The sequence below is a fragment of the Burkholderia sp. FL-7-2-10-S1-D7 genome, assembly GCF_001524185.1.
Classification (GTDB): Bacteria; Pseudomonadota; Gammaproteobacteria; order Burkholderiales; family Burkholderiaceae; genus Burkholderia; species Burkholderia diffusa.
This window is the reverse complement of sequence record NZ_LOWY01000099.1, coordinates 1-2,272: the sequence shown is the minus strand read 5'-3', so window position 1 is coordinate 2,272 and position 2,272 is coordinate 1. Positions and strand designations below refer to the sequence as shown.

The following is a 2,272-nucleotide window of genomic DNA, read 5'->3' as shown; positions in this document are numbered from 1 at the left end:
GGCTGGGATGGCGATACGCTGGCGTGGGAGAGCAAGATCGCCGACGAGGACGGCTTTGGTGCGCGCACCACGCACTACGTGTACGAGCCGGGCAGCTTTGTGCCGGTGGCGCAGGCAGTGCGCGAGGACGCCATCGAATTGCTCGACCAGCCCGAGTACGGCGATTACTACCGGCAGGACGAGGACCCGCTATGGGGCCCTCCGCCGCCAGCGCCGCCGATCAACAGCCTGGCGTGGTACCAGTGCGATCACCTCGGCACGCCGCAGGAACTGACCGACGAGCACAGCGAGATTGCGTGGAGCGCGGAGTACCGCGCGTGGGGTGTCGCGCAGGAGGCCATCCGGAAAGCATCCGGCAAAGCACCGATCGCTAACCCGATACGCTTCCAGGGGCAGTACCATGACCATGAGTCGGGGCTGCACTATAACCGGTATCGGTATTACGATCCGGAGGTGGGGCGGTTCGTTAGCAAGGATCCGATTGGGTATGCGGGTGGACTCAACAGCTATCAGTACGCTGATAACCCAACAGGTTGGATTGATCCGCTTGGACTCGCGAAGCAATGCGGATGCCCATGTGGAGTTGAGCCACACGGTAATCAGCCGAGCCCCCGCCCATCTGGTTATCAGAGTCATCACATCATTCAGGATCGTTGGGCTAAAGCGAACGGAATCGAGGGATACAGCTATCGTGAAGCGCCTGCAATCCTCATCCCACAAAACCCGATCCACAAAGCGATCAGTGATAGCCAGAACGCGCGTCGCGACGCAATGGCTGCTGCTGGGCAGGACCCGTGGGCTACCAGCATCCAGGATCAGTTCAACTACTCGTCACAAGACATGCGGGCTGCGGGGATCTCGGACGACTGCCGTAAGCGTGCCTTGAAGAAGGCGTACAAGTATTTCGATCAGCTCGGAGCAATCAAATGACAGATTTCACCGCATTGTTGGGAGCAGGTTTTCACGGAAACGCTCAGTCCACCCTGGCAGCAATCGCGAGCCTGGAATCAACTCTAGGTGTCTCGCTTCCACCGAACTATAAAGACTTCCTTTTGTGGGCGGATGGGGGGGAGGGAGAGGTTGGCGATCTCTACCTGTCCATGTGGACCGTCGAGCAGGTCATTGAACTCAATGCCTTGTATTCGATTACGTCACGCATGGGCCAAGATTTCGTGGGCATCGGTACGGACGGTGGGGATTATTGCTTTGCCTTGGATCTCCGGAAGGGTGAACGTTTCGTTGTTGTGCCACTTGGTGCGCTGGCAGAGGATGAAGTCAAACCGCTGGCTAGCGATTTCGTGGTCGGACTAACCCGCATCCACGACGGCCTCATAACGGGCGACAACTTATAACCGGCACCGGTACTATGATCCGAGTAGCGGACGGTTCGTATCGAAAGACCCGATCGGACTGGCCGGCGGGATCAACGTCTATCAGTACGCGCCGAATCCAGTGCAGTGGGTCGATCCGTTGGGCTTGGCCCGATCTGGCCAGTGGGTTACTGTCGGGAACGGTCGGGTCAGAATTGATCCACCACATGTGGAGAATACGAACCAACAAGTTCATGCCCACTGTCAATGCAAGTCCAGAAAGCAAGAGGTTGTTGTGAATAAGGATGGGACGCAGAGCCACGGATCGCGTGGGGGCGTCTCTGGACTGACGCGAGCAGAGAAAGATTATTTGCGTGAAAAGGGCTTCGATCTATGACCGATCTTGGTGAAGTGAAGATTTTTGGAACGCTGGAAGGCGACGATAGGTCGTTAAAGCTGGATGAGATTTCTATCCTTGCCAAGCCGGAGGTTATTAGGGCTCTCGGTGTATTCCTGATTAATGCGGCTTACGAAATGGATTCCAATGACGCTGAGCACGTACATCTGCAAGATTCGATATCGAATTTCTCGTATGAGAATCACGTTGACGTGATCGCTATCAATCAAGACAAAGTGAAGTTGCTTGGTGGTTAGCAGCTAAATGATCGAAGGGCCGCTGTCGCGGCCCTTGTTGTCTGTATGCTCAGTCGAAGCTAGGCGTTCAGGCGGCGGTGATGGTGAGCTTGCTGGATAAGGGATTACGGCCGATGTGCGGGTGACCTGAGACGTTTCTTGTAGCCATCCGGCAAGTGAGTTCTCTTTTATCCTATGGACAAGGAGGACTCGATGAAGAAGCGATTTACCGACGAGCAGATCATCCGCATTTTGCGCGAGGCCGAGAGCCGGGATGAGCCGGTGAAGGATCTATGCAAGCGCCACAACATTTCGGAACAGACGTTCTA

4 protein-coding genes and 1 pseudogene are annotated in these 2,272 nt (G+C 55.9%); all 5 read left to right on the top strand.

The genetic code is table 11. From position 1 onward, the window contains the following. Positions 1-930, top strand: a 930-nt coding sequence (locus WS75_RS35005) for an RHS repeat-associated core domain-containing protein (RefSeq protein ID WP_179948961.1), incomplete at its 5' end; no start/stop codon positions are given. Next, positions 927-1,352: an SMI1/KNR4 family protein gene (locus WS75_RS28065; RefSeq protein ID WP_059685468.1), complete on the top strand. Its 426-nt coding sequence runs from the start codon at positions 927-929 to the stop codon at positions 1,350-1,352. The genes WS75_RS35005 and WS75_RS28065, both read left to right, overlap by 4 nt. After that, positions 1,348-1,482 (top strand): annotated as a pseudogene (locus tag WS75_RS35155) (RHS repeat-associated core domain-containing protein); the annotation flags it as partial. The gene WS75_RS28065 and the pseudogene WS75_RS35155, both read left to right, overlap by 5 nt. A 221-nt stretch (positions 1,483-1,703) precedes the next feature. After that, positions 1,704-1,964 (top strand): Imm32 family immunity protein, encoded by a 261-nt coding sequence (locus tag WS75_RS28060; protein ID WP_059685467.1) that lies wholly within the window; start codon positions 1,704-1,706, stop codon positions 1,962-1,964. Between the two features lie 192 nt (positions 1,965-2,156). Further along, a partial coding sequence (locus tag WS75_RS28055) for a transposase (RefSeq protein WP_059680422.1) occupies positions 2,157-2,272 on the top strand: 116 nt, incomplete at its 3' end.